The sequence below is a fragment of the Bradyrhizobium yuanmingense genome, from assembly GCF_900094575.1.
Classification (GTDB): domain Bacteria; phylum Pseudomonadota; class Alphaproteobacteria; order Rhizobiales; family Xanthobacteraceae; genus Bradyrhizobium; species Bradyrhizobium yuanmingense.
The window spans coordinates 915140-935883 of record NZ_FMAE01000002.1; the positions used below are offsets into that span (position 1 = coordinate 915140).

17 protein-coding genes are annotated in these 20744 nt (G+C 65.1%); 7 read left to right on the forward strand and 10 right to left on the reverse strand.

Going from position 1 to position 20744, the window contains the following annotated elements; all coding sequences use genetic code 11:
• Positions 1 to 64: 64 nt before the first annotated feature.
• Positions 65 to 1135, reverse strand: a complete 1071-nt coding sequence (locus GA0061099_RS09405; protein ID WP_074447651.1) for a carboxylesterase family protein — start codon at positions 1133 to 1135, stop codon at positions 65 to 67.
• A 26-nt stretch (positions 1136 to 1161) separates the two neighbouring features.
• The gene (locus GA0061099_RS09410) at positions 1162 to 2133 is read right to left on the reverse strand and encodes a S1C family serine protease (RefSeq protein WP_036020684.1); all 972 of its coding nucleotides are present in this window, start codon (positions 2131 to 2133) and stop codon (positions 1162 to 1164) included.
• A 264-nt stretch (positions 2134 to 2397) separates the two neighbouring features.
• On the opposite strand from GA0061099_RS09410, the gene GA0061099_RS09415 reads away from it, so the two are divergent.
• The 6 genes from GA0061099_RS09415 to GA0061099_RS09440 all read left to right on the forward strand — a co-directional run bounded on the left by GA0061099_RS09415 (position 2398) and on the right by GA0061099_RS09440 (position 9695).
• Positions 2398 to 3816 (forward strand): M20 family metallopeptidase, encoded by a 1419-nt coding sequence (locus GA0061099_RS09415; RefSeq protein ID WP_036020686.1) that lies wholly within the window; start codon positions 2398 to 2400, stop codon positions 3814 to 3816.
• Positions 3817 to 4075: 259 nt separating this feature from the next.
• Positions 4076 to 5866, forward strand: coding sequence for a peptide ABC transporter substrate-binding protein (locus GA0061099_RS09420; protein ID WP_035996767.1), 1791 nt, complete (start codon positions 4076 to 4078; stop codon positions 5864 to 5866).
• Positions 5867 to 5892: 26 nt separating this feature from the next.
• Complete coding sequence (locus GA0061099_RS09425; RefSeq protein ID WP_025033623.1) at positions 5893 to 6852, forward strand: ABC transporter permease; 960 nt, start codon at positions 5893 to 5895, stop codon at positions 6850 to 6852.
• Positions 6818 to 7735: an ABC transporter permease gene (locus GA0061099_RS09430; RefSeq protein ID WP_035996800.1), complete on the forward strand. Its 918-nt coding sequence runs from the start codon at positions 6818 to 6820 to the stop codon at positions 7733 to 7735. The genes GA0061099_RS09425 and GA0061099_RS09430 overlap by 35 nt, the downstream gene beginning before the upstream one ends.
• Positions 7735 to 8730 (forward strand): ABC transporter ATP-binding protein, encoded by a 996-nt coding sequence (locus GA0061099_RS09435; protein ID WP_035996773.1) that lies wholly within the window; start codon positions 7735 to 7737, stop codon positions 8728 to 8730. The genes GA0061099_RS09430 and GA0061099_RS09435 overlap by 1 nt, the downstream gene beginning before the upstream one ends.
• Positions 8727 to 9695 carry an ABC transporter ATP-binding protein gene (locus tag GA0061099_RS09440; RefSeq protein ID WP_036020704.1) on the forward strand — a complete coding sequence of 323 codons (969 nt, stop codon included), beginning with the start codon at positions 8727 to 8729 and terminating at the stop codon, positions 9693 to 9695. The genes GA0061099_RS09435 and GA0061099_RS09440 overlap by 4 nt, the downstream gene beginning before the upstream one ends.
• 29 nt (positions 9696 to 9724) lie before the next feature.
• Here GA0061099_RS09440 and GA0061099_RS09445 read toward each other — a convergent pair whose 3' ends face one another.
• Both GA0061099_RS09445 and GA0061099_RS09450 read right to left on the reverse strand, forming a co-directional pair.
• Positions 9725 to 11629, reverse strand: coding sequence for a sensor domain-containing diguanylate cyclase (locus GA0061099_RS09445; protein ID WP_036020705.1), 1905 nt, complete (start codon positions 11627 to 11629; stop codon positions 9725 to 9727).
• Positions 11630 to 11802: 173 nt separating this feature from the next.
• Positions 11803 to 12024, reverse strand: coding sequence for a dodecin (locus GA0061099_RS09450; protein WP_036020706.1), 222 nt, complete (start codon positions 12022 to 12024; stop codon positions 11803 to 11805).
• A gap of 179 nt (positions 12025 to 12203) precedes the next feature.
• On the opposite strand from GA0061099_RS09450, the gene GA0061099_RS09455 reads away from it, so the two are divergent.
• On the forward strand, positions 12204 to 13085 hold the full coding sequence (locus GA0061099_RS09455) for a DMT family transporter (protein ID WP_036020708.1): 882 nt from the start codon (positions 12204 to 12206) through the stop codon (positions 13083 to 13085).
• A gap of 20 nt (positions 13086 to 13105) precedes the next feature.
• On the opposite strand, the gene GA0061099_RS09460 is transcribed toward GA0061099_RS09455, so the two are convergent.
• The 6 genes from GA0061099_RS09460 to GA0061099_RS09485 form a co-directional block, all read right to left on the reverse strand.
• Positions 13106 to 13663, reverse strand: a complete 558-nt coding sequence (locus tag GA0061099_RS09460; protein WP_057028390.1) for an HNH endonuclease — start codon at positions 13661 to 13663, stop codon at positions 13106 to 13108.
• Positions 13664 to 13863: 200 nt separating this feature from the next.
• On the reverse strand, positions 13864 to 14841 hold the full coding sequence (locus tag GA0061099_RS09465; protein ID WP_036020714.1) for a peptidyl-alpha-hydroxyglycine alpha-amidating lyase family protein: 978 nt from the start codon (positions 14839 to 14841) through the stop codon (positions 13864 to 13866).
• A 144-nt stretch (positions 14842 to 14985) separates the two neighbouring features.
• Entirely contained in the window at positions 14986 to 16746 is a 1761-nt protein-coding gene (locus GA0061099_RS09470; protein WP_036020728.1) for a flavin-containing monooxygenase, read from the reverse strand.
• Positions 16747 to 16909: 163 nt separating this feature from the next.
• Complete coding sequence (locus GA0061099_RS09475) at positions 16910 to 18436, reverse strand: acyl-CoA synthetase (RefSeq protein ID WP_035996868.1); 1527 nt, start codon at positions 18434 to 18436, stop codon at positions 16910 to 16912.
• Positions 18437 to 18458: 22 nt separating this feature from the next.
• Positions 18459 to 19640, reverse strand: coding sequence for an ABC transporter substrate-binding protein (locus tag GA0061099_RS09480; protein ID WP_036020716.1), 1182 nt, complete (start codon positions 19638 to 19640; stop codon positions 18459 to 18461).
• Between the two features lie 34 nt (positions 19641 to 19674).
• Positions 19675 to 20649: an NAD(P)H-dependent flavin oxidoreductase gene (locus GA0061099_RS09485; protein WP_036020731.1), complete on the reverse strand. Its 975-nt coding sequence runs from the start codon at positions 20647 to 20649 to the stop codon at positions 19675 to 19677.
• Positions 20650 to 20744 lie beyond the last annotated feature (95 nt).

Below are 20744 nucleotides of genomic sequence, written 5' to 3' on the forward strand. Positions count from 1 at the left end.
CGGGCGATAACGTCGGCCCGGAGTGATGGTTCCGCGACTATGCGGCGCATCCAAGTGAGGTTGTTCATTCTCCATTCCGCCACTCCATCAGCTCCGCATTGATCTCGCGCGGATAGGTGTGGCTGAGGTCGTCGATCTCTCGATAGGTGACTTGGGCACCGGCGGCGGACAGCGCCGCCTGCGTCTGCCGTGCGGTCTGCACCGGAAACATCCAGTCGAGCTTGCCGTGAGTGGTGAAGACCGGCAAGCCTTGCAGGCGCGTTGCGTCGGCCATCTCCGCCATCAGCGGATGGAAGGTCGCCGCAACCGGGGCGAGATGCGTGAAGGGCGAGGCGCCGTCGAGGCCGGTGACGTAGCAGAAGGTGCCGCCGTCGCTCATGCCGGTCAGCAGCATGCGCGAGGGGTCGATGCGCCAGCGGCCGCGTACAGTATCGATGATGCGCATGAGGTTCGGTGTGTCGGTGTCGTCGCCCATCAGCGCCCAGGTCGGGCCGGTCGCGGTCGGCGCCACCAGGATCGACCCGAGAGTGCGGGCGTCGCGGAGCCAGCTCCACAGAAAGCCGCGTCCGTTGCCGCTGCCGCCATGCAGCGCCATCACCAGCGGCATGGCACGCTCGGGCGCATAATATTCGGGGACATAGACCGAGAAGCCGCCGCGGCTGCCAGGCTCGTTGTGGTCGTGGAAGATGCCGGTATCTTCGCCCGCGCTGGCTTGGAGCCGCGACAACAAATCCGCATTGTCGCGTTTGGCGGCGTTGAGGAAGAAGCTGCTCACCGGCGGAAACTGCGCTGCCAGCGGATAGAGCGCCTCCTGCGCGCGCGGGACAAGGCGCAGCGCGCGGAACACCGCGACGAGATCGCCATGGCCACGCTCGACCTCACGAATGCCGGCAAAGGCAGCGAGCGTCTCGCCGCAGGCGCGATCGAGCCGCTCGCGCAAGCCTCCGAACTGCTCCGGCCAGTCCCCGATTGCTGCGTGCGCCGCCTGCAGCGCCTCGTCCGGCGTGCCGATCGCATCCATCACCGAGGCGAAGGCCGGTGGATGCAGATGCCGCTGGAAGAAGCCGAGCGCTTCCAGCGCATTGAGCAGCGGCGGCAGCACGGCCACGATGTCGTCCACCACGGCCTCGGTCATCGCCCGCTTCCTCAAAGCCTTTTGGATCAGTGCAGCTTCGGCGCCTTCAGGAGCTTGAAGCGATCGGTCGACGTCACGGTGACGTCGAAGGTGACGCCTTCGTGATGAACGGTGAGCGGCACGTCGACGCCGGCGGCGCCGAGCGCCCACATTTTCTTGTAGAAGGCGGTCTGGCTCGTCACCCTGTCACCGTTCACGGCGAGAATGACGTCGCCGGTCTTGAGCTCGGCGCGGGCGGCCGGGCCATTGGCGGAGATCCCGATCACCACCACGCGGTTGTCGATCTCGGTCGAGTAGAGTCCGAGCCAGGGTCGTGCCGGCTTGTTGACACGGCCGAACTTGCGCAAGTCCTCCAGGACCGGCTTCAGGAGGTCGATCGGCACGATCATGTTGACGTGCTCGGCCTCGCCGTCACGTTCGCGATCGAGCTGGAGCGAGCCGATGCCGATCAGCTCGCCGCGTTCGTTGAGCAGCGCCGTACCGCCCCAGTTCGGATGTGCGGGAGCGGTGAAGATGGCCTCGTCCAGCAGATATTCCCAGTAACCGGCGAATTCCTGCTTGGCCACGACCTGGCTCGCGACCGAGCGCGTGCGTCCGCCGGCGCCGCCGACCACGACGCGGTCGCCGATTCGTGTCGCCGCCGACGAACCGAGCGGCAGCGGCGCAATGTCGAGCTGGCCGAGCGCCTGCACCAGCCCGAACCCGGTCTCGGAATCGAAGCCGAGCGCATGGCCCTCCACCACTCGTCCGTCGGCGCGGTGCAGCCAGACCGACTCTGCCTCGGTGATGAGATAACCTATCGTGAGCACCAGGCCCTCATCGATCACGACGCCGTTGCCGGCGCGTTCGGTGCCCAGCGTCTCGGCACTGAAGGCGTCCGGAGGGATGATGGCGTGCAGGCCGACGACGGAGCCGAGTGCGCGGTCGAGATCGAAACCATAGTCGCTCGCCCGCGGCTGGTTCGCCGGCGGCACTCTCCATTCGGTCAGAGCGCTCATGGAGTTCTCCTGGCTGAGAGCATCGCTCCGGCAAGGCTGGCGGAGCGACGCGCGAAGCACGCCTAATTTAGGCCGGAGCAGGCCGTCTTGAAAGCCTCGTTCCCAACTATTCGGGAGAACGCCGCGTGAAATCTTGGAAAGGCCTGGAAACACATCGTCATCTGATCCGGCGCATGGCTGCTGTCCGGCGCGGCGCTAGGCGCCGTGCAGTGAAGCTGCTAACCATTGCCGCCTCGTTTGACCAAGGGATCACGGACGACAAGCATGGACAACCGCAGCGACATCTGGCGTGGCATCGACACGATCAAGGCACGCTTCATCGACCTCAGCGACAGGGTCTGGGGCATGCCTGAGGTCTGCTACACCGAGGCGCGGTCCGCCGCCGAGCATCTCGCCGAGCTCCGTCATCAGGGCTTCCGCATCACCGAGAACGTCGCCGGCATCCCGACTGCGCTGATCGGCGAGTGGGGCGAGGGCGGTCCGGTCATTGCCTTCATGGGCGAGTACGATGCGCTGCCGGGCCTCAGCCAGGAGGCGGGTGTCGCCGAGCATCGCCCGATCGAGACCGGCGGCCATGGCCATGGCTGCGGTCACAACCTGCTCGGTTCCGCAGCGCTGCTCGCCGCGACCGCGGTGAAGGACTGGCTGGCCGAGAACAAGGTGCCCGGCCGCGTGCGCTATTACGGCTGTCCGGCGGAGGAAGGCGGCGCGGCCAAGGCCTTCATGGTGCGCTCCGGCGCGTTCGAGGACGCCGACATCGCCATCACCTGGCACCCGCACAGCTTCTGGGAGGTGGCGGTAACGCCCTCGCTTGCGAATACGCGCGCGGATTTCATCTTCACCGGCCGCACTTCGCATGCGGCGGCCTCGCCGCATCTCGGCCGTTCGGCGCTCGATGCGGTGGAATTGATGAATGTCGGCGTGAACTACATGCGCGAGCACATGCCGAGCGACGCGCGCGTGCACTATGCCCTGCTCGACACCGGCGGCATCGCGCCGAACGTGGTGCAGGCCCATGCCCGCGTGCGCTATTCGATCCGCGCGCGCGATCTTCCCGGCATGGACGAGTTGGTCGAGCGTGTGTCCAAGATCGCGCAAGGCGCGGCGTTGATGACCGAGACCAAGGTCGAGATGAAGATCATCTCCGCGGTCTCCAACATCCTGCCCAACACGCCGCTGGAGCAGGCGCTGCATCAGGTCATGGAAGAGCTCGGACCGCCGCATTTCGACGATGCGGACAAGAGCTTTGCCGGCCAGATCCGTGCGACCTTGAGCGACAAGGATATCGCCTCGGTCTATTACGCGATCGGCATGGAGCCGACCGATCGGCCGCTGGCCGACTTCCTGGTGCCGCTCGATGCCAAGCGCAATCCGCTGGTCGGCTCCACCGATGTGGGCGACGTGAGCTGGGTGGTGCCGACCGTGCAGGTGCACGCACCGACGGTTGCAATCGGCACGCCCTTCCACACCTGGCAGGTGGTGGCGCAGGGCAAGAGCCCGCACGCGCACAAGGCCATGGTGCAGGCCGCCAAGGCGATGGCAGGTCTCGGCATCAAGGCGTTGACGGAACCGGAGCTGATCAAGGTTGCCAAGGCGGATCTCCAGAAGCGGACGGCCCGCACTCCTTACGTCTGTCCGTTGCCGGATCACGTCGCGCCGCCGCTCGACATGTCCGTGGCGTAGGAATTCGCCTCGATACTTCGTCTGATCCAGCGAACAAATTTTCCGCAGTGCAGCGCGCTATCCAGCAGATTTTGATGCTGGATTGCCGAACGGATGGGCTGCGGAGCGCAATTTTGCCCAACGGACAGCCAATAGACCGTTTGCATACACACGGTCCCAGTTGACGTGCACCCCATTCGGTGTGCCATCTACCGCCAGCCAAACCCGGCGGTCGCGAGCGGCCGCCTGCATCCATGTCGGAACCAGACGGGGGACAACCATGCTGGACAAAGAGCTGCGTTCGATGATCGGTCAGGTGAAGGACGGGCGGATGGACCGCCGCGCCTTCGTCAAGCGCCTCGCCGCGGTCGGTCTCACCGCTCCCCTCGCCAACCAGCTCCTCGCGCTCGGCGGCGTTGCCATGGCGCAGAGCCCCGCGGTCTACAAGCCGACCAAGCGCGGGGGCGGCGGCCCTCTCAAGGTGCTGTGGTGGCAGGGGCCGACGCTGCTCAATCCTCATTTCGCCACCGGCACCAAGGACCAGGACGGATCGCGGCTTTTCTACGAACCGCTCGCCAGCTGGGACGCCGACGGCAATCTCAACCCGATCCTCGCGGCAGAGATTCCCTCGCTTGCAAACGGCGGTCTCGCCGCCGATGCCAAATCGGTGGTCTGGAAAATCAAGCCGGGAGTCAAATGGCACGATGGCAAGCCGCTGACTGCCGACGACTTCGTGTTCACCTGGCAATACGCCAGCGATCCCGCCACGGCTGCCGTCAGCATCAGCACCTATGGTGACATCACGGTCGAGAAGGTCAGCGATCTTTCGATTCGCATCCTGTTCAAGACCCCGACGCCGTTCTGGGCCAACGCGTTCGTCGGCGCTTATGGATGCGTTCTCCCCAAGCATCTGTTTGCCGACTACAAAGGCTCGAAGTCCCGCGAGGCGCCGAACAATCTTGCCCCGGTGGGCACCGGTCCCTACAAGTTCGTCGAGTTCAAGCCGGGCGATGTGGTCCGCGGCGAGCTCAATCCCGACTATCACATGCCCAACCGTCCGCATTTCGACACGATCGAGATGAAGGGCGGCGGCGATGCCGTCTCGGCGGCGCGCGCGGTGATCCAGACCGGCGAATTCGATTTCGCCTGGAACATGCAGGTCGAAGACGACGTGCTGCTGCGTCTGGAGAAGGGCGGGAAGGGCAAGACCGTCTATGCCACCGGCGGCGACATCGAGTTCATCGCGATCAACTTCACCGATCCGAACACTGAGATCGACGGCGAACGGTCCTCGATGAAGACCAAGCACCCGATCTTCTCCGATCCGAACGTGCGCAAGGCGCTCGCCCTGCTCGTCGACCGCGACTCCGTCAAGAAGGCGATCTATGGTCGGGCCGGCCGCACCACGGCCAACTACCTCAACGGCCCCGAGAAGTTCGTCTCCAAGAACACCTCGTGGGAGTTCAACATCGAGAAGGCGTCGAAGATGCTCGATGACGCCGGCTGGAAGGTCGGCGCCGACGGCATCCGCGAGAAGGACGGCAAGAAATTCAAGCTTCTGTACCAGACCTCGACCAACGGTCCGCGCCAGAAGACCCAGGCCATCGTCAAGCAGGCCTGTCAGAAGGCCGGCATCGACGTGGAGCTGAAATCGGTCGTCGCCTCGGTCTTCTTCTCGTCTGACGTCGCCAACCCGGACACCTATCCGAAGTTCTATGCCGACATCGAGGAGTTCCAGATCCCGATGACGCAGCCCGATCCGGCCCTGCACATGCGGCGCTACATCTCCGCCAATGTGGCCACCAAGGAGAACAAATGGCAGGGGCAGAACTTCCCGCGCTACGTCAACAAGGAGTATGATGACGCCATTGCTGCGGCTGAGACCGAGACCGATCCAGTCAAGCGCGCCGCGCTCTACATCAAGTGCAACGACCTGTTGTGGCAGGACACCGTGTTCATTCCGGTGATGCATCGCCTGCTGGTGGATGCCTGCTCCAACACGTTGCGGCCGGCGCTCTCGGGCTGGGCCAATCGGACCGATAACCTTCAGGACTGGTACCGGGAGGCATGAGCGCAGGCTAGACGGGATTCTTCCCTATGAGTCAGTATGTCCTGCGTCGCCTCCTGATCGCCGTTCCGAGCCTGCTGGCGATTTCGCTGGTGCTGTTCGTCGTGCTTGCGCTCGCGCCCGGCGATCCGTTCTCCGAACTGGCCACCAATCCGAACGTGCCGCCCGAAGTGCAGGCGGCACTCCGGGCCAAGTTCGGTCTCGACGACCCGATCTACCTCCGCTACCTGCACTGGCTCAACGCCATGCTGCACGGCGACTGGGGCTTCTCCTTCGTCAGCCGGATGAACGTCGACACGCTGATCCTCCAGCGCCTGCCCGCCACGCTCTACGTGATCGGCTCGGCGCAGATCCTGGCGCTGCTGATCGCGATTCCGGTCGGCGTCTATGCCGCGACCAGGCCGTATTCGCTGTTCGACCAGATCGCGAATACGCTCGCCTTCGTCGGCTTCTCGCTGCCGACCTTCTTCACCGGTATCCTGTTCATCCTGATCTTCTCGGTCACGCTGGACTGGCTGCCTTTCGTCTACACCACCGACATCAAGGCCACCGGCATCCGCTGGGTGCTGGAGATGATCCGTCAGGCGATCATGCCGGTGGCGGTGCTCGGCCTGTTCCAGGCGGCATCGATGACGCGCTTCGTGCGCTCGGCGATGCTCGACGTCATCCGGCTCGATTACGTCACCACGGCGCGGGCCAAGGGCCTCGGCCAGACCACGGTGATCATCAAGCACGTGATGCGCAACGCCATGATCCCCGTGGTCACGCTGATCGCGTTGCAGATGCCCGCGGTGTTCGGCGGCGCCATCGTCACCGAGCAGATCTTCCGTATTCCCGGCATCGGCTCGCTGCTGATCTCCTCCATCCTTTCCAACGACACGCCGGTGGTGATGGCCGTCACCTTCGTCTTCGCGTGCCTCGTGGTGCTGTTCAATCTCATCGCGGACGTGCTTTATGGCTGGCTTGACCCTCGCATCTCCCTCCGCTGAGCGGCGCGCCTATTCGCCCTGGCGCGAAGCATGGCGGCGTTACAGCCGCCACCGGCTCGCGGTGGTCAGCGCTGTCCTGCTCCTCATCCTGGTGCTCGCCGTCGTGCTTGGGCCGTTCGTGTGGCGTGTGAAGATCAACGAGATCGACATCGTCGCGGGCCTGCAGGGTCCGTCGCTCGCCCATCCCTTCGGCACCGACGATCTCGGCCAGGACATTCTGGCGCGCATGATCTATGGCGGCCGCATCTCGCTCGCGGTCGGGCTCGCCGCGATGCTGGTCGCTGTCATCATCGGCACAGTGATCGGCGCGCTCGCCGGTATGTCGCGCGGCGCGCTCGGACACGGATTGATGTGGCTCACCGACCTGTTCCTGTCGCTGCCGCAGCTGCCGCTGCTGCTGCTGCTGATCTATCTGTTCCGCGACGGGCTGAAGCAGGTGTTCGGGCCCGAAGGCGGCATCTTCATCTTGATCGTGCTCGTGATCGGAGGTCTGCGCTGGATGCCGGTGGCCCGGCTGGTGCGTGCCCAGTTCTTGTCGCTCCGCGAAAAGGAGTTCGTCGAAGCCGCCCGTGCGCTCGGTGCCAGTCCGGTGCGGCAGGTGGTACGGCACATCCTGCCCAATGCGGTCGGCCCGGTGATCATCGCCGGCACCATCGACGTCGCCGCCGCGATCATCGCGGAATCGACGCTGTCCTTCCTCGGCCTCGGCTTCCCGCCGGATACCCCGACCTGGGGCCGGCTGCTGTTTGACGCCAAGGATTTTCTCGACATCGGTCCGCACTGGGCGCTGTTTCCGGGCGGCGCGATCTTCGTCGCGGTGGTGGCCATCAACTTCATCGGCGACGGTCTGCGCGACGCGCTCGATGCGCGACGGGTGATCTGATGGCGCCGCTGCTCGAGATCAAGGGCCTGAAAACCCACTTCTCCACGGATGACGGCATCCTCCAGGCCGTCGACGGTGTCGACATCTCCATCAACAAGGGCGAGACGCTCTGCGTCGTCGGCGAATCCGGCTGCGGCAAGACCGTGACCGCGATGTCGATCCTGAAGCTGATCGCGATGCCGCCGGGCCGGATCGCGGCGGGCCAGATCATCTTCGAGGGGCGCGATCTGGTGCCGCTGACCAGCAACCAACTCGACGAGATCAGGGCGAAGGAGATCGGCTTCATCTTCCAGGAGCCGATGACCTCGCTCAATCCGGTGCTCACCATCGGCGAGCAGATCGCAGAGAGCCTGCGGCGGCACGAAGCGGTGACCAGGAAACAGGCGCTCGAGCGCACCATCGAGATGCTGAAACTGGTGCAGATCCCGAACGCCGAAGGCCGCGTGCACAATTATCCGCATCAGTTTTCCGGCGGCATGCGCCAGCGCGTGATGATCGCGATGGCGCTCGCCTGCAAGCCGAAGCTGATCATCGCCGACGAGCCCACCACCGCGCTCGACGTCACCATCCAGGCGCAGATCCTCGACCTGTTGCAGGACATGAAGGACCGCTTCGGCATGGCGGTGATGCTGATCACCCATGCCATGGGCGTCGTCGCCGAGACCGCGCAGCGCGTCGTCGTGATGTATGCCGGCAAGGTGGTGGAGGAGGCGCCCGTCGACGATCTCTTCGGCGATCCCCGTCACCCCTATACGCAAGGCTTGATCCGCTCGATCCCGCGCATCGATCTCGACAGCGAGCACAAGACGCGGCTCGAGGCGATCGGCGGCTCTGTGCCGATCCTGATCAACCCGCCGGCCGGCTGCCGCTTCGCGCCGCGCTGCAAGTTCGCCATGAATGTCTGCACCGAGAAGGAGCCGCTGCTGCGCGAGATCGCGCCCGGTCACCGCATGGCCTGTCATCTCGGAGATACTAGCGTGGGAGCCGCGTCATGAGCGAGCCCTTGCTCCGCGTCAGCGGCCTGAAGAAACATTTCCCGGTGCTCGGCGGCCTCTTGTCGCGCCAGGTCGGCACCGTCTATGCGGTCGACGGCGTGTCGTTCTCGGTCAACCGCGGCGAGACGCTCGGCCTCGTCGGCGAATCCGGTTGCGGCAAGTCGACGACCGGGCGCTGCGTGCTGCGCCTGATCGAGCCGACCGACGGCGAGGTCACCTTCGACGGCCAGAACGTACGCAAGCTCGGCGGCAACGATCTGCGCGCGATGCGGCGGAACATGCAGCTGGTGTTCCAGGATCCGTTCGCCTCGCTCAATCCGCGCATGACGGTCGGGGCCATTCTCGGCGAGGCCTTTACCATCCACAATCTCGCCTCCTCCTCGAAAGAGCGCGAGGAGCGCGTTGCGGGGCTTCTGGTCAAGGTCGGGCTCAAGGCCGAGCACATGCGGCGCTATCCGCATGAATTCTCCGGCGGCCAGCGCCAGCGCATCGTGATCGCGCGCGCGCTCGCGGTCGAGCCGAAGCTGATCGTCTGCGACGAGCCGGTCTCCGCGCTCGACGTGTCGATCCAGGCCCAGGTCATCAACCTGCTGGAGGACCTTCAGGCCGAGCTGAACCTGACCTATCTGTTCGTCGCGCACGATCTCTCGGTGGTCGAGCACATCTCCGACCGCGTCGCGGTGATGTATCTCGGCCGCATCGTCGAGCTCGCGAAAGCCAGCGACCTCTACCGCAACCCGCAGCATCCCTACACCAGGGCGCTACTGTCGGCGGTGCCGGTGCCAGATCCAAAACTCAAGCGCGAGCGCATCCGCCTCAAGGGCGACGTGCCGAGCCCGATGAAGCCGCCCTCCGGGTGTCACTTCCACACCCGCTGCCCGATCGCCCAGCCACGCTGCGCGGAAAGCGCGCCGCCGCTGAAGGAGGGCGCGGGCGGCCATTTCGTGGCGTGCCATCTGGCGTAGTGCTATGAATCCGTAGACGGCCGATCAGCTCACGCGCTTTTCGCGGGCCATGCTATCACCTGGCCCGACATCACCAGCCGGTCTCGGCCGCTCTCCTTGGCGACGTAGAGCGCACGGTCGGCGGCGGCGACCAGCGTACTAGAGTCCATCGCGGTCTGGGACGGAAGAGCCGCGGCGCCGCCGATGCTCGCAGTCACCAGCCGCGAAGGCGGATTTTGCGCGTGCAGCATGGCGAGATCGAGCAGCGCCTGGCGAATCGCTTCGCCGACCTCGGCGCAGCCTTCAGGACCGGTGTTCGGCAGCAGCACGGCGAATTCCTCGCCGCCATAGCGCGCCGCGAGGTCGGCCGGACGCCTGGCCTGGGCGGATAAAATCCGGGCCAGCGCGCGCAGGCAGGCGTCGCCCGCCAGATGCCCATAGAGATCGTTGAATTTCTTGAAATGATCGACATCGATCAGTAGCAGCGAGAGCTGGGTTCCGTCGCGCCGAGCCCGCGCCCATTCGTCGGCAAGGTGGTCGTCGAAGGCGCGACGGTTGGCGAGGCCGGTGAGACCGTCAGTGATTGCCAGCGAGGCGAGCCTGTCCTGAAGATCCTTCTGCTCGGTCATGTCGCGCACGACCGCGACGACGCCGTCGATCACGCCGCTGTCGGACGCCACGGTGACGTGTAGCGCCGCCTCGGCCCAGATCTCGCCTTTGTCGCGATGACGCTGCCGATAGACGAACCGCGCTTCCTCCGCCTCGCCATTCTTCAGCGCGGCGATGGCCTGCTCAACTCGTTCCATGTCGTCGGCGTGAATGCCGGCCAGGGCCGAGGTGCCCATCAGTTCTTCGGCCGACCAGCCGGTGATGCGCGCGCAGGCGGGAGAGACGTAGAGCAACCGGTTATCCAGCCCGATGCGGGTCACCATGTCGCTGGATTGCTCGGCCAGCAGGCGGAAATTGGCTTCCTTGGCGACCAGGGCCTGTGCCGTGCGCTGCCGCTGCAGCAACTGACGGACCAGATAGTAGCCGATCACCGCGATCAAGAGGACGAGTCCGAGGACGAAGCTCATGCGTGCTGCTGCCGCGCGTCGCCAGGGGGCGAGCACGTCGGCCTGCGACTTGCTCGCCAGCACCATCAGGGGATAGCGGCTGCTGCGCTGGTAGTAGCTCAGCCGCTCCGCGCCATCGAGCGGCGATTTGAAGTAATAGACCGCTGCGGCGGGGCGGCTTTTCCAGCTTCTGAACAAGGGCGCATCGGACAGGTCGCGTCCGACGAAGGCGCCGCTCTCGTCACGGCTGCGCGCCAGCATGATGCCGCTGTCGTTGAGCAGAGATGCCGAGCCGTTCGGCCCGATGTCGAACCGCTCGTAGAATTTGACGAAATAGCTGACGTCGATCGTGAGCAGGGCGACGCCGGCGAAGCCGCCGTCGGAATCGTTGATCCGACGGGATGCGGTGACGATCCACTGACCGCCGGAGCGGCTCTTGACGGGTCGCCCGATCAGCGTGCCCGTGTCCGTAGAATCGCGATGGCGTTGGAAATATTCACGGTCGCTGTTGTTGAGCTTGGAGAAATCGAGGTGCTCCGTCGTGGCGAGCCAGCGGCCGGTCGCATCATAGATGAAGATGCCGCGGATGCGTTCCGATGATTTGCGGGTGGGCAGATAGGCCTGGAGCTTCATGATCGTGTCCGGGCCCATCCCGTCGATCTCGAGCCGGTGGACCAGCCCGACAAGAATCGTATCGGCAAGCTCGAACGTGTCGTCCGCGTGCTGGATCAGCGACTGAGCGAGGTTGGTGACGTCGATTTCGGCGTTCCTCAGATCGGCGTTGCGCGCCTCCCATTCGCGCCACGCACTCAGGCCGAGGATAGCCACGCAAGTCAGCACGACGAATCCGGCCGCCCAGAGCGGAAGGCGCGTCTTGCCGAGTTCGCGGCTTGTGACCATCAGGCTTGCTCCAAATCGGAGCAAACCTCTCACTTTCACCTTAACGGCCTGTTGCAATATCCGCGATGATTGTGCGGGGTCCGTACTGGACCGGGAACATGGCCGACATCGAGTTCCACTCTCGTCGGCCCGCGTTCATCATGGTACCGCGGCGCGATGGGCGGCCTGACGTCTCATCCTTCCAACGTGAAGCCGACGCGCAGCGTCACCTGAAAATGACGCACGGCGCCGTTCTCGACATGGCCGCGCGTTTGCACGACCTCGAACCATCTTATTTCGCGAACGGTCTTGGAAGCGCGGCTGATGGCGTTCTTGATTGCATCCTCGATCGAGGTCTCGGACGATCCGACGAGGTCGAGGATCTTGTAGACGTGATCGTGCTCGGCTGTGGGCATGGCCTTCCCTCATTTGGTATCTTGCCATCCGAAAAAATGCGTATGGCGGAACGTGCGCAGGCGAGCATGCCTGGCCCACGGTCTGAACGGTCGTGGGAGCTTCGGGTTCCTTGCTCCGCGATGGCCCGCATGCACCAGGCGAGGTGGAGCGGCCGGCGCTGGCCTGCTAAGCGCTGGGTATGGACACGGCGCGACGCGACAGGACGATCGGCTCACTCTGCCTGTGCGTAACGGCGTTCGGCTGGGCGTTGAACTGGCCGCTGATGAAGCTGCTGCTGCAGCAATGGCCGCCTTTGTTCGCGCGCGGCCTTGCGGGTGTTTGCGCCTCGCTCATTCTCGGCACCCTGGTGCTGATCCGGAAGGAATCCTTCGCCGTCCCGCGCGAGGCGGTGCCGCCCCTCTTGTTTGCGACCTTCACCAACGTCTTGGCCTGGATGGGTCTCGGCACGGTCGCGATGAAATATGTGAGCGTGAGCGAGGGCGCGCTGCTCGCCTATACGATGCCGATCTGGGCGATGCTGTTCGCCTGGCCGGTGCTGCACACGCGGCCGGCGCGACGAGATGTTCTCGGGCTTGTCCTCGGCATTGCCGGCGTCACGCTGCTCCTGAGCGGCGACGGTCTTGCGTTCAGCACCGACAAGCTGGTCGGCATTGCGCTCGCACTGCTCTGCGCCATCCTGTTCGCGCTCGGCAATGTGCTCAACCGCAAGCCGCTGCCGATGCCGCCGCTGGTCGTCGTCGCCTGGCAGGTCGGGCTGGGCTGCGCCACGATGCTGGTCCTCGGCGTGCTGTTCGAGCGCCCTGACGTCACCGCCATCACTCCGCTGGGGCTCGGCTGCTTCGTCTACATGACGCTGGTGCCGATGGGCCTCTGCTACGTCACCTGGTTCGAGACGCTGCGCCGTCTGCCCCCAACCACGGCGTCGACCGGCATGCTGATCGTGCCCGTGATCGGCGTCGTCTCAGCGGCGATCATTCTCGGCGAGCCGCTCGGCTATCGCGAATGGACGGCGATGGCGCTCACGCTCGGCGGCGTGACGCTGGCGTTGCAGCGGGGGTAGCAGAGCGCGCTGGCTCGCACCTACGGATCCAGCTCCGTATCCCAGTACAGATAGTCCAGCCAGCTGTCGTGCAGATAGTTCGGCGGAAACAGCCGGCCGTTGCGGTGGAGCTGGTGCACGGTGGGCGCGAACGCGGTCTGGCGCGGAAACATTTTGGACTGCGCCGGTGTGAGATTGCCCTTGCGCAAATTACACGGCGAGCACGCCGCGACCACGTTCTCCCAGGTGGTCTGGCCGCCTTTGCTGCGCGGGATGATGTGATCGAAGGTGAGGTCTTCGGGCGAGCCGCAATATTGGCAGGCGAAACGATCGCGCAGGAAGACGTTGAAGCGGGTGAAGGCGGGGTGGGTGGTCGGCTTGACGAAGGATTTGAGCGAGACGACGCTGGGCAGCTGCATTTCCAGCGTGGGACTTCGAACCGCCTGATCGTAATGTGCGACGATGTTGACGCGGTCGAGGAACACCGCCTTGATCGCGTCTTGCCACGACCACAACGACAGTGGGTAGTAACTCAGCGGCCGGAAGTCCGCATTCAGCACCAACACCGGCCAACTGCCTTGCGAGACATGTGCGTTCAAGTAACGCTCCCGGCCTCCAATATACGCTGCGAAGCAGCATGTAGTGACATACTACATGCAGCGTGACGGGATTGTGAAGCCCGTTGAGCGACTTATTCAAGCGCAAGCAATGCGGCGGCGGGGTGGCAAACGGGCTCAAAAAGCCGCGATCCAGGGGGCGCGCGGAACCGCCCCAGCATGGGCTGCCGTTGCCATGGCAGCTACTCCCGTACCCGCTCCAGCTTCTGCAGGCACCGCGTCGCGCGCACCACAGCAGGCATCTCCTCGTCTGGGAAGCTCGTCGTCCAGTTGGTGACGCCGACCTCGCCGACATAGATATCGCCCTTCGAGTCCAGCGCGATGCCGTGCGGCGCCAGGAATTTGCCGCTGGCGACGCCCGGCCCCTCCTCGCCGCCGAGCCGCGCGATGCGATTTCCCTTGGCGTCCACGATCGACAGCCGCGGGCCGAGATTGGGTACATTGCGGTTGATGGCGAGGCCGGGGCCGAGCTCGCCGATCACGAAGGTCGGGCTCTTGGCCCCGCCGCAACAGCACAGCGCGCAGGGTCGGTGCAGATTGTTCCACTGCGTCTCGTATTTGCCCTCGCCGTCGAACACCAGGACGCGGTGGTTCTCGCGATCGGCGACATAGACCCAGCCGTCGGCATCGGTGGCGATATTGTGCACGATGTTGAACTGACCGGGATCAGTGCCCGGCTCGCCCCAGCTCTTGATCAGCTTGCCGTCGGGCGTGAATTTGTGCACGCGCGCATTGCCATAGCCGTCGGAGACGTAGATCTCGCCCTTCGGCGACAGCGCGGTGTGGGTGCAGCGGTGGAACGGCTCGCCGCTCATGAACGGCGCCGGCTTTGCAGGAATGCCGATCGTCAGCAGCACCTTGCCGTCAGTGGTGCATTTGCGCACGGTATGGTCGCCGTCGTCGGTGCAATAGAGATTGTCGTCGGCGTCGATATGTAGGCCGTGCGCGCGCGAGAACAGGCCTTCGCCAAAACTGCGCAGGAAATTGCCCTCCCGGTCCAGCACCACCATCGGGTGGGCGCCGCGGTTGAAGACGTAGACGCGGTCCTTGCTGTCGACCGCCACCGAGGCGACGTCGGTGAGCTGCCAGCCGTCCGGCAATTTCGCGAAGTTGTCGACGACGCGGTAGCGGTGCTCGCCGGTGCCGAGAATGGCTGGCATTGATCTCTCCTCTTGTCATTCCGGGGCGCGCGAAGCGTGACCTATGATGCGCAATTGCGCATCTGAGAATCCATTGGGCAGCATACTCTGTGGTTAGATGGATTCCGGGTTCGCGCTTCGCGCGCCCCGGAATGACGGCTGTAGCTAAATTCGTGCCAAAATCCCTTCCTCGATCGCCTTGATCTGCAGCGCCAGATACTTCGAGTTGATCCGGCATTGCGCCAGGCTCCCGGCGATGAACCAGAGGCCGGGCTGCCTGGTGCGCGCATACATGTTGCGCAGCTCGAAGCCTTCGCCAAAACCCCAGATCGGCCCGACGCGGTCGGCGATGCCGTCGCCGAACAGCTTGCGCACCAGATATTCCTGCGGCTTGTAGCCGGTCGAGAGCACGACCAGGTCGGCGGTAATGATCGAGCCGTCCTTCATCCGCGCGCCCTCAGCGTTGAAGCTTTCGATGTCGGAGAACTGCCTGAGGCTGATCTTGCCCTCGACGATCAGGTTGGAGCAGCCGACGTTGAAGTAATAGCCGCCGCCGCGGGTGAGGTATTTGAACTGCCAGCCGGTGCCGGCTTCGCCGAAATCGAGCTTGAAGCCGACGCGCGCGAGGCCGTCGAGTAGCTCCTTGTCGAGCTGCTTGGATTGCTCGGTCAGCATCACATGCGTCTTCTTCGCGAGCGGCGTCGGCATCGAGGCCGCAATCAGATCGTTGTCCTCGAGCGTGCCCTCGTTGTAGGTCGCGTAGGCCAGCTGCGCCGACGGCTCGATGTTGGTGACCAGCGTCGGCGAACGCTGCACCAGCGTCACCTCGGCGCCGCTGGAATGAAGATCCTGCGCGATGTCATGACCGCTGTTGCCGGTGCCGATGACGATGGCGCGCTTGCCGGTCCAGTTCTCGCCGTCCTCGTAGCCGCTGGAATGCACCAGCGTCCCCTTGAAATTGTCGAGGGTCGGAATGTCGGGAATGTTGGCGATGCCGCTGACGCCGGTCGCCATGATCACATGGCGCGGATGCATGGTGCGCTTGCTGCCGTCGGCGCGTCGCAGCGTGACGGTCCAGTGGCCCTTGGCCTCGTCATAGGCGCCACCCTCGAACTCGGTGCCGGTCCAGAAGTTCAGCTCCATCGCATCGACATAGGCCTCGAACCAGTTGGCGAGCTTGTCCTTGGGGATATAGACCGGCCAGTTCGGCGGAAACGGCATATAGGGCAGGTGATTCACCTGCACCTGGTTGTGCAGGGTCAGCGCGTGATAGCGCTTGCGCCAATTGTCGCCGATCCGCATCTCGCGATCGACGATCAGGGTGTCGACCTTCAGCTGCTTCAGCCGCGCGGCAATCGCGAGCCCGGCCTGGCCACCGCCGACCACCAGCACGGCCGGATCGTGATCGGCATAGGCGCGCGCAGCGTTGCGCTGGTCGAGCCAATTCGGCCCGCGGAAGTCGCGAGAATAGGCCTGCCCCCGCGGCCGCGAGGTGCCGAGCTGTTCCTCGAAGCCTTTCAATTCGTCGAGCGCGGTGAGCAGCGTCCAGGCTTTCAGGCTGTCGTCAGGGCCGTCGGGAATGAGCCGGACAATGCCGCTGCCGCGGCCGAGCGCGGTCTCAAAATTGAAGATCGCTTCGATGTTGTTGGTGCCGGCGCGCGTCACCCAGCGCGGCGGCGCCCGGTTCGGCGCGATCTTGAAATTGCTGGGCGCCGCCTTGGGCGCGCGCGCCGCAAGCTCCTGCGCGATCGCATCGCGGCCCGCGATGGTCTGCAGGTTCCAGCTCAGCGCCAGCACGTCGCGCCAGAAGCCGTCGGCGAGGAAGAGCGGGCCCAGCGTCGCGGGATCAGGTCTGCTTAAGGTGCGCTCGAAGTCGTCGAGCCAGGCCTGTGCGGCGATGGAAATATCCTGCGTCCGGTCCAGCATGCGCGACCTCATGGCCGTCTTCGCGGCGTTTTCTCAGAGATCGAACGCTATACGGTTTCGCCGCCCGCCAAAAGCCGCGGACCTGAGCGAGGCCGGCATGCGGCCCTGCCCGGACGGAATATGGCCCGGAATTCCGCACGTGCGGACGCGGCCGGAGAACGACTTAAGCGCCGGCCGGCCTGTGGTCCGCCCAATAGGGGTCGCGCAGCTTGCGCTTGAAGATCTTTCCGGTTGCCTCACGGGGCAGCGCATCCAGGAACTTGACCTCCTTCGGCACCTTGAAGTTGGCCAGACGCTCGCGCAGATAAGCCTGCACCGCGGCGGCGGAGAGCTGCTCGGCCCTGTCGGGCTCGATGCAGGCGCACAGCCGCTCGCCATATTCCGCGTCCGGGATGCCGAACACGGCGCAATCGCGCACGCCGGGCATCGCGATCAACACGTTCTCGATCTCGGCGGGATAGATGTTGACGCCGCCCGAGATCACCATGTCGCGCTTGCGGTCGCACAGGAACAGATAGCCGTCCTCATCGAGATAGCCGACATCGCCGACGCTGACGAGACCGTCGCGCCCCGCCTCGGCGCGCGCCTGTGCCTTGCCGTGATAGTCGAAATCCGGCACCGCGGTCTGGCGCATATAGATCTCGCCGACCTCACCAGCATCGCAGAGGCTGCCGTCGTCGCGAAAGATCTTGACGATGCCACCTTCGATGGCGCGGCCGACCGTGCCGGGCTTCTTCAGCGCCTCTTCGGCCGAGTGCCAGACCGGGATGCCGGTCTCGGTCGAGCCGAAATATTCGTTGATGACCGGTCCCCACCACTCGATCATCGCCCGCTTCACCTCGGGCGGGCAGGGCGCCGCGCCGTGCACGACGAAGCGGAGCGACGACAGGTCGTAGCGCTGCCTGACCGCTTCGGGCAGGCGCAGCAGACGGACGAACATGGTCGGCACCATGTGGATATGCGTCACACGGTGGCGCTCGATCAGCGCCAGCAGCTCCTCGGCGTCGAACCGCGGCTGAAGCACGATGGTGCAGCCGTTGCGGAAGGCCATCATGCCGTAGGAATGCGGCGCCGAGTGATACATCGGACCGTTGATCAGCACGACCTGGTCCTCGCGCGGCTTGATGCCGTAGGCGATCGCGCCGACGCGCTCCGAGGCGGCGGCCTGCTCCGGCGGCATCGGCATGCGCCGCACGCCCTTCGGCATGCCTGTGGTCCCCGACGTGTAGATCATCGCCGCGGCCCGGCGCGGCGGCTCCTCTGTTTCCGTGTGGCCGTCGCGCCAGCGGTCCCAATCGGTCAGGCCGGAAGAGACCTCGGTCAGCTCACGGGGAATGGCGAAGGTCGCCGCCAGCTCGGGCGGCGTTGCGACCACGAGCAGGCGGACATCCTCCGGGATGCCGCCGCGGATTTGCGGCAGCAGGTCGGCGTGGCAGATCAGGATCTTCGCGCCGCTGTCGGTCAGGATGTAGCGGACCTCCTCGGCCTTCAGGTGCCAATTGATCGGCACCACGGGGCTGCCCAGTGCGGCCGAGGCCGCGACCACCTCGAACAAGGCGAAGTCGTTGCGCAGCATCATGGCAACCGGTGCGCCTGCGGCAAGGTCGAGGGCGCGCAGCCCGCTCGCCGCGCGTCTGATGCGCGCCTGGATCTCGTCATGGCCGATCCGGCGTTCGCCGCTGATGATCATGGTCATTCCCATTCCGTTGGAGTCAGCGATCGTCCAGCACGTCGCCGAAGCCGACCCAGCTCTTGCCGTTGAAGCGCCGCAGCTGCAGCTGCTGGAACGGCAGATAGTCGTCGGCGGCGGTGCTGACGGATATGCCGGGCAGCAGCAGCGGCAGCTTCACCTCTTTCAGCGAGGCGGACTGGCGCATGATGTTGTCGCGGCTGAAATCGTCCTTGCACGCCTTCAGCACCGTCATCAGCAGCGTCGCGTAATGGTAGCCGGCCGCATAGTTGGAGTTGGAGAGATCCGCGTTCGGCATGTACTGCTTCATGAAGGCGAAATACTCCTTCACGCCGGGATCGCTGGCCCATTGCGGGTCCATCGTGTCCTTCTGGTTGCTCGACGAGATCAGGCCGACGGCGTTGTCGAGCCCGGCCGGCTCCAGGAACGAGATCGACGAGGCCGAGGTCGGCACGAAGAACAGCTCGGGCTTCCAGCCGAGCTCGGCGACGCCCTTGATCATCTGCGAGGTGAACTTGCCGAGCACGACGCCGAACAGCACGTCGGCGCCCGATGCCTTCAGGGTCGAGAGCTGCGAGCTGATCGTCGGCGCGCTGGTCTCGTAGGTCGCTTCCGCAACGATCATGCCGGCAGCCTTGTCGCCGAGCGCGCGCTTGAAGCCGGCGACGTAGTCGCGGCCGAAATCGTCGTTCTGGGAGAGGATGGCGATCTTGGCGCCCGGCTTGGTGCGCAGCACGTGCTTGGCATAGACCACGCCTTCGGATTCATAGGCGGCCATGCCGGGCATGGTCCATGGATATTTCTGCGGATCGGCCCATTTGGTCGCGCCGGAAAGCACGAACAGCTGCGGCACCTTCTTGCCGTTGAGGTAGCGATGCACGGCGCTGTTGGTGGCGGTGCCGAGCGAGCCGAACAGCATCAGCACTTCGTCCTGCTCCACCAGCTTGCGGGTCTGCTCGACCGTCTTCGGCGGCGAGTAGGCATCGTCCAGCGTGATGAACTTGACCTTGCGGCCGTTGATGCCGCCTTCGGCATTGATCTTCTCGAAGAACGCCTCCTGCGTGCGGCCGATCGCGCCGAAGCCGGAGGCCGGGCCGCTATAGGGCAGGGTCTGTCCGATGCGGATCTCCGTGCCTTCGGCGTGGGCGCTGTCCGTGGCGAGCGCCAGCAGGGACAGACCGATCAGTGCGGCTGCCAGCTTCATGATATCCTCCCGTTTGTCTTGTCAGTTGGAGACGTCAGGCGCTGACGCGCATCAGGAAATCCTGCCTCGCCTGATCGAATTCACGCTTCATGCGGTCGACGAGCTCCGCGACGGGCGGGGCATCGGTGATCTGGCCGATGCCCTGGCCCGATCCCCAGATGTCGCGCCACGCCTTGGATTTCATGTTGCCGCCGGAGCCGAAATTCATCTTCGATTTGTCGGCGGCGGGGAGGTTGTCCGGATCGAGGCCGGCGGCAGCGATCGACGGACCGAGATAATTGCCGTGCACGCCGGTGAACAGGTTGGTGTAGACGATGTCGTGCGCGGCGTGCTGCGTCAGCGCCGATTTGTAGGCTTGGTCGGCATTGGCTTCCTGCGTCGCGATGAAGCGCGTGCCCATATAGGCGAGGTCGGCGCCCAGCGTCAGCGCCGAGGCGATGCCATAGCCGTCGCTGATCGCGCCCGACAGCAGGACGGCGCCTTCAAACCATTGCTTGACCTCGCGCACCAGCGCAAAGGGCGACAGCGTGCCGGCGTGTCCGCCCGCACCGGCGCAGACCAGGATCAGGCCGTCGACGCCCTGCTCGGCCGCTTTGCGCGCGTGCTTGACGTTGATGACGTCGTGGAACACCAGTCCGCCATAGGAATGCGCGGCCTCGACGATCTCCGCCGGCGGCCGCAGCGAGGTGATGATGATCGGCGCCTTGTGCTTGACGCAGGTCTCCATGTCCTTCATCAGCCGGTCGTTGGAGGCATGGCAGATCTGGTTGACGGCGTAGGGCGCGACCTTCTTGCCGGGATTGCGCGATTTGTACTCGCCGAGCTCGTCCTCGATCCGGCTCAGCCATTCGCCGAGCTTCTCGACCGGGCGGGCATTGAGCGCGGGAAAGGAGCCGACGACGCCCGCCTTGCACTGGGCGATCACCAGTTCCGGGCCGGAGACGATGAACAGCGGCGAGCCGACCACGGGCAGCTTGAGCGAATCCTTCAAGAGAGTGGGCAGTGCCATCATGTCCTCCCGAAACGCGGCCCCGCCGGCGGGCGGATCACGAGGCGTTTCCGTTTTGATTGTCGCGCGGGCGGATGGGCCGCCCGTGGCCGCGG